Consider the following 6,170-nt stretch of genomic DNA (forward strand, 5'->3'; position numbering starts at 1 on the left):
CTTACGTTCGGTGATATCGGTATGAGTACCGATCATGCGCAAAGGGGAGTCATCGGGGTTTCTTTCCACTATTTTGCCTTGCCCCTGTATCCAGATCCATGAACCGTCTTTATGTTTAAATCGAAACTCGTTAGCAAACGTCTCACTCTTTCCGGCGAGACAATCCTCTATGGGCAAGGTGGCTTTCTGCAAATCTTCAGGGTGTACTCGCTCTGCCCAGCCTGAAAAGTTCTGGGGGAATTCATTGGGAGAATAACCGACCATGGTGTAATAACGGTCATCAAAGTAGGCTTCATTGGTTACCAGGTTCCAGTCCCAGATACCCTCGTTTTTGACAGCCATGGCCCGATCCAGACGTTCTTCGCTGATGCGCAGCCTTTCGGCCTGAGCATGTTCCCGGGTTACGTCGCGGAACACGAGTACCGCACCGGTGATGTTGCCATGACTGTCTCTGATGGGGGCCGCAGAATCTGCAATATGGTATTCCTCTCCGGTTCTGGACAACAGCATGATGTGACTGGCAAGCTCTAGAGTATGTCCAGTGGCAAAAACCTTTTGAAGGGGGTTGTCAACCACGGCACGGGTGTCAGCATTGACTATCCTGAGGACATCGCTCAGCAGACGGCTCCGGGCTTCGGCTTCATCCCAGCCGCAGAGCTTTTCAGCCACAGGGTTCATCTGGACCACACGGCCATCAATATCAGTGGAAATAACTCCGTCACCGATGGCCTGTAATGTTATGGCCAGGTTTTGTTCGCTCTCCTGCAGCTTTGCCAGTAACTGTTTATGTTCAGTAATGTCTCTGGCTGCAGCATATATCTGCCGTCCCAGGGGTCTGGAGCGCCATTCAATCCAACGGTAAGACCCATCCTTGCAACGAAAGCGGTTCACGTAGTTTAAAACCTGCTCCTGGTTCTCCAGCCTGGAAACTGCTGCCAGGGTAGACTCCACGTCATCCGGATGCACAAAATCCAAAAACATGCGTCCTTCCAGTTCCTGGGTGGTATAGCCAAGCACTTTTTCCCATTCCGGATTGAGACGGAGAAATCGACCATCGACATTGGCTATGCAGAGAAGGTCAAGACTGGCATTGAAGTAAAGCTCCAGCTCCTCGCTTTTTTTCTCTATCTGATCCTGGGCCTGCTTATGCTCAGTAATATCTGTTATGAAACCCTGATAATGGGTGATTCTGCCGGCTTCATCGCGCATGGCTAAAACGTCTATGGATGACCAGAGCCATGAACCGTCACGTCTTATAAGCCGGCACTCAAAGTTTTCCACCTGCTGGTGAACTTCAAGCAGCTGCAATAGTTTATTCCTGTCTGATGATTCGGCATAAAATTCAGGGGCAATATCAGTTATGGAATCAATCATTTCCTGGGGGGTGTCATAACCGAACATCTTTGCCATGGCTGGGTTGGCTGTAAGGAACCTGCCCTCGGGAGTAGACGTGAAAACGCCCATAGGGGCTTTTATAAGCAGCTCCTGACACTTTATCGGAGAGGGAACGGAAAACTTTTTGCAAGTACCGTCTTCAGACATGATATACTCCATTTTTCCTTGGTATGGCTTGCAAGGCTCTGCTGCAACGCTACAGAGTAAGCATTCAGGGGGTACTCAGTTTTAGTTCCTGGCACCAGGCCTGGGGACTGTCCTCCGCTAAGCACTGACCGAGCAGGTTCACACAACTTCGCGTTTGTCAGATTATTTACGTAACTCGTTAATAATAATCAGTTTCACCACTGCCTGGCACTTTAAAATATACAGTAGTGCCCTTACCATGCTGAAGGCCTGTCCAGATCAGTCCCAAGTACTTCTCCAAACACTCTTTACACAGATCAAGGCGCAGACAGGTTCATTTTCCACCATCAGTACCTGAGGAGATCTGCTCTGATCTATGGAAAACACCCTGGCCGCTGTGTCCTGGTCCATGCCTGCTCCGTTGTCACAAACCGAAACCTGGCCATGGCACCTTATATAGCCATGGACAGATACGTTGCCACCCTGATACATGAATTTGAGCGCATTGAAAAGCAGTTTGCGATAGAAATACTGGCATTTGCAATATCATTCAGGCAGACTGATTACAGTGTGTAGACCATGTAGTCATCCACGCCGGCCTTAAGGATAGCTAATCCCCATGTGTCAGGCAGGAATCCTTTGGGGTGCCAAAAATCTTCTTAGGCACAGGAAGCCTGCAGGCGTACACCCGACTAAAATGCGCTTTGCTGTCCTTCGCAATTTTAGCGGGCAGGCGGGTGCTCCGCACACACGGCTTTGAAGAGTAAAGTTCCGTTTTTTCTTGGAAGGTCGGGTCATGATCAGCTCCGCAAAGGCAAATAATTATCATGAAGGGAAAGGCCAAGCGTTTTTTCTGAGCGTATATCTTTCTGGGCAAATCAATCTGTCGCTAAAATCAATCTGAAATGAGAACTGATTTGTTTGGGGCAGGATAAAAAAGTGGCAGGATCAAGACTAAGTGCATGTTCGGAGAGAAGTTTAAGCCTGCGGAACGTGTCAATGAAAATGAGCTTGGAGTTCCCGCAGGGGGTTCACCGGGGCGGGGAAAACTCTTCTCTTCTTCGTTGCCTGTTTGACAATCACACATATGTGTTATACTTTAAAGTATAACTATATGCTGTAAAGGAGGCGCGGATTATGCGGATGAAAGTGTTTAACAAAGGACAGGTGGTCATTCCTGTAGAAATACGTAAAGCGCTTGATATCAAACCTGGTGACAGTATTGAAGTGAACTTCGATCATGAACGTCGCTTAATCCAACTTCGTAAACCTGATAAAAATGAGTCCCGGGTCCTGGCAGGCTCTCTGGCTGCTTATGCCAAAGGTAAACAATTCCCAAGCCGAAGCGAGATGCATGAGGCCTTAAAGCAGGGGATGATCAATGAGTGATATCCCATTGGATACCAATGTAATCGTCCGTTATCTAACTGAGTCATCCCAAGACGTAGAGGCGAAATTTGAAGGCGTGTCTGGCTTTTTTGAAAAAATGGAGGCTGGAAGCGTGTCGGTTTTTCTCCCGGATCTTGTACTGTTCCAGGCCTATTTTGTACTGACAAGCTTTTATAAGGCGCCCCGAGCCGAGGTAGCGGACAAATTACGGCGAATTGTCGAGTTCTCGGGTATTCGCATGACGGACAAGAACGTCTTTATTGCGTGTTTAAGCAGGCTTCAGTCACAGAACCTGGATGTTGTTGATTGTTACCTCCTGGGGTGGGCAGAAAGTAGAGGAGTCAACTGCGTGTATTCCTTTGACAGTGACTTGGAGAAAAATGGTCTGGAACTTTTAAAAATAAAGTAAAGCTCGGGACAAACCGGCTTCCAGCAGGGCAAGTTCCTGGCTTTTGTAAAAAAAATGCCCAGGCCTGTGATCAGATTTGCCGCAGTTTAAATGTGTAACCGCCTTTTGTGCCTGACTACGTAAACATTTCATGGGGCAGCGGGCGGTAAAATACTAAACCGCAGGATTTTGACAAAGGACTGGATATTTTTTACCTGGACGGCAAATGCACTCATGGCAGTATGACCCTGGAGAAGGGAAGAAAAAGCACGCATGGAACAGGGACGAAGCTGGATTCGAGCCTTCAAGCAAAGGACCGGTGGGCAAATGCCCCTGCTCCATAACCCGGGAATTTGCAGAAACACTGCTAAACAATGGATTGCCGATGTTTGCAGATGACGACCTTGACGTTCCGGAAAGGATTTACAACGTGTACCAAGGGGTTGTATATGAGGCAAGAAGAACTGAATATGGAAAATCCTTTCACGGTTTCCCCTGGCGGGGAGACAAAGGCATCAGCCGGAGGATTCCGGTTAGAATAATTTAGCAGCCTGTTAAAAAAGTCCTTATCAGACAGGCTGTTCAAAAATTTCAAGTGCAAGGAGCAAAAAAAGTTCAAGGTCGCAGCGTATTTAGACATACGTAAGAGTTTGAACTTTTTGTAGTGACGCAGCAATTGGAAGATTTTCAGCAGCCTGTTAAGCAGCTGGAAGCCCGTGCAAAGGTAGCCAACGAGCTTCGGGAGTTTAAAAGATGGATAAAGAAATACGGCAAACAATAGGAAACCAGGATTTTCAAATATCTTTGAAACTTTTTTCCGATGAAGATCACCCGCGCAGCATGGCCTGGGGTGAGATGCTTGTATCTTTAAATAATGAGCCTGTATGGTGCAGTGAATCCGAAAACGCAGAGGAGTTGCCTGTTGTCTGGGCGTGGATTGAACTCCTGGAATTTCTTGGCGATAAATGGCCCTGGCTGATTATGGAAGAAAGGTATCCCGTACCCATTAACCCCTTCCACCCCGGTACCATGCGCTATGAGGCTGAAAAAAGATGGGAAGGCATGGGCGAGGAAAGTTACCTCGAGGAAGACGAGCGTCTGTTCAGGTTTGAATCAAGACATGACCTGGCAATGGGCATGAAAGGGATTTTTCTGCCGTCGCTTTTTGTTTTACGTCAGGGGAAAAGGGTATGGATCTGTTCTGACAACGTGCGGGTATTAACAGGGTTTCAAGAAACTGTCGATGTTTTAACCAGCCTTGGCGAGTGCCTGGCAGGTTTTATTAAATACTCCCAAAGCCCCCGGTCCGAGCGGGCAGTACAGCGCTGGCGGACTCGGGAGCAAAGGGCCAGGGATCATTTCTGGGAGCTTCGGACGAGCATGTCCCGGGATTTACGGTTCAGCTTAGAGCAGGGACAATCTCCACAGGAATTCTGGGAGGCTGACCCTGAAAACTTGACCTTTGACAATGAATTGCTGGCCGCGGCGAGACTGAGCGCAGGAGTTGTGAGCCTGGAGCAGCAGAAGTTGATTTTGGAACAGATAAGAGAAGTTCCTTTTCAAAAAGTACAGCAGCTGGACCAGGTTGCCGACATGGTCGCAACAGAACTCCATGCAGGCATGCGCCCTTACGAACAGGGATACACTGCAGCCCGGGCGCTGCGGCGGATTCTGAAGCTCGATCCTGAAAAATCGGCAGATCCGGAACAGATCCTTTCCCGCTGGGGCGTGGCGGTCAGGGCAATATACCTGGATCATTGCCCCCTGGATGCGGTGGCAGCCTGGGGACTTGGTCACGGTCCGGCGGTGCTTCTTAATGTCGGCCAGGGTGCAAGGCCTGCCCATGAACATGGACGCAGAAGCACCCTGGCCCATGAAATATGTCATCTTCTTGTTGACCGCACAGGAGCGCTTCCATTTGCCGAAGTCTTGGGCGGCCATACTGCCCTGTATGTAGAACAAAGGGCCAGGGCATTTGCGGCTGAATTCCTGCTTCCGGAAGAGACAGGGGTGCAATATATCAGGCGCTATGCGGGCCTGCAGGAGGCGCTTGAAAAAATGAGCAAAGATTTTGCTGTCAGCATTGAACTGGCAGCCCTGCAGATAAAGAATTCCCGCCTTTTTTCTGAGTTGAGTGAAGAAGAACAGTTGATCCTGTCCAGAAGTACGGAAAATCATACCGCTTCTAATCTTTGAATCCCGCTGCTGATTAGAATGAAAAAAATAGTTAACCTCCAAGGCGTAGAGGGCCGTGAAGAAGTAATTCCAATTTGCAATCAAGATGATCTTAATGTTTATCACTACAAACCCCTTGGCAATGCTCTTCTTATCTGCGGAGATCTGCGCAATCAGTTTATCCCGTGAAATCTCTTTTTATTTCACTGGGGCGGCCAAGATTCTTTGCCTTTGTTGTCACCAGTTGTATGAAGAAGAAAGATTTTAGCCGCTGATCTCGCTGATCTACGCTGATTAAAATCATTTTGATAGCAATATAGAATTAGTCGGGTGTACGCCTGAAGGCTTCCCGTGCCTAAGTGTGCCTCCAGGAACTTCTCCCGGTCACCAGGCCGGGTATGAGCGGTTAACGCGATGGTGGGAATGTTGCCCGATGTCCGATTTCCGATATCCGACATCCGGGCTCCGATATCCGACCTCTGACCAACTTTGCTCATAAACTTTAACCGTTTTGACCCATTGCCCGAAACTATTGAGAACTTACCGCCTAATCAACTTCACCGTTGCCTGGCACTGTAAAAGATACAGTTGTACCCTGGCCCGGCTCGCTTTCCACCCAGATCCGTCCTCCATGCTTTTCCACAAACTCCTTGCACAAAACAAGTCCCAGGCCGGTCCCTTTCTCACCTTCAGTGCC

At 48.7% G+C, this 6,170-nt stretch carries 8 protein-coding genes; 5 read left to right on the top strand and 3 right to left on the bottom strand.

What is annotated here, in order from left to right:
- Both QZP87_RS13620 and QZP87_RS13625 read right to left on the bottom strand, forming a co-directional pair.
- A partial coding sequence (locus QZP87_RS13620; RefSeq protein ID WP_291323468.1) for a PAS domain S-box protein occupies window positions 1-1,542 on the bottom strand: 1,542 nt, incomplete at its 3' end.
- Window positions 1,543-1,800: 258 nt separating this feature from the next.
- Complete coding sequence (locus QZP87_RS13625; RefSeq protein ID WP_291323469.1) at window positions 1,801-1,932, bottom strand: hypothetical protein; 132 nt, start codon at window positions 1,930-1,932, stop codon at window positions 1,801-1,803.
- A gap of 33 nt (window positions 1,933-1,965) precedes the next feature.
- On the opposite strand from QZP87_RS13625, the gene QZP87_RS13630 reads away from it, so the two are divergent.
- The 5 genes from QZP87_RS13630 to QZP87_RS13650 all read left to right on the top strand — a co-directional run bounded on the left by QZP87_RS13630 (window position 1,966) and on the right by QZP87_RS13650 (window position 5,494).
- Window positions 1,966-2,097: a hypothetical protein gene (locus tag QZP87_RS13630; protein ID WP_279614610.1), complete on the top strand. Its 132-nt coding sequence runs from the start codon at window positions 1,966-1,968 to the stop codon at window positions 2,095-2,097.
- A gap of 567 nt (window positions 2,098-2,664) precedes the next feature.
- On the top strand, window positions 2,665-2,910 hold the full coding sequence (locus tag QZP87_RS13635; RefSeq protein ID WP_291323470.1) for an AbrB/MazE/SpoVT family DNA-binding domain-containing protein: 246 nt from the start codon (window positions 2,665-2,667) through the stop codon (window positions 2,908-2,910).
- Window positions 2,903-3,319: a PIN domain-containing protein gene (locus QZP87_RS13640; protein ID WP_291323471.1), complete on the top strand. Its 417-nt coding sequence runs from the start codon at window positions 2,903-2,905 to the stop codon at window positions 3,317-3,319. Before QZP87_RS13635 ends, QZP87_RS13640 begins: the two co-directional genes overlap by 8 nt.
- A 205-nt stretch (window positions 3,320-3,524) precedes the next feature.
- Window positions 3,525-3,845, top strand: coding sequence for a hypothetical protein (locus tag QZP87_RS13645; protein ID WP_291323472.1), 321 nt, complete (start codon window positions 3,525-3,527; stop codon window positions 3,843-3,845).
- 206 nt (window positions 3,846-4,051) lie between these two features.
- Complete coding sequence (locus tag QZP87_RS13650; RefSeq protein ID WP_291323473.1) at window positions 4,052-5,494, top strand: ImmA/IrrE family metallo-endopeptidase; 1,443 nt, start codon at window positions 4,052-4,054, stop codon at window positions 5,492-5,494.
- Between the two features lie 526 nt (window positions 5,495-6,020).
- Here the strand turns inward: QZP87_RS13650 and QZP87_RS13655 are convergent.
- Window positions 6,021-6,170 (bottom strand): ATP-binding protein (locus tag QZP87_RS13655; RefSeq protein WP_291323474.1); only part of this gene is annotated, 150 nt, incomplete at its 5' end.

The organism is Desulfonatronospira sp., from assembly GCA_003563255.1.
Classification (GTDB): domain Bacteria; phylum Desulfobacterota; class Desulfovibrionia; order Desulfovibrionales; family Desulfonatronovibrionaceae; genus Desulfonatronospira.

Coding starts and splice junctions, on each gene's coding strand:
- QZP87_RS13640 (WP_291323471.1), top strand. CDS start 2,903: ATGAGTGATATCCCATTGGATACCAATGTAATCGTCCGTTATCTAACT.
- QZP87_RS13630 (WP_279614610.1), top strand. CDS start 1,966: ATGGCACCTTATATAGCCATGGACAGATACGTTGCCACCCTGATACAT.
- QZP87_RS13645 (WP_291323472.1), top strand. CDS start 3,525: ATGCACTCATGGCAGTATGACCCTGGAGAAGGGAAGAAAAAGCACGCA.
- QZP87_RS13650 (WP_291323473.1), top strand. CDS start 4,052: ATGGATAAAGAAATACGGCAAACAATAGGAAACCAGGATTTTCAAATA.
- QZP87_RS13625 (WP_291323469.1), bottom strand. CDS start 1,932: ATGGACCAGGACACAGCGGCCAGGGTGTTTTCCATAGATCAGAGCAGA.
- QZP87_RS13635 (WP_291323470.1), top strand. CDS start 2,665: ATGAAAGTGTTTAACAAAGGACAGGTGGTCATTCCTGTAGAAATACGT.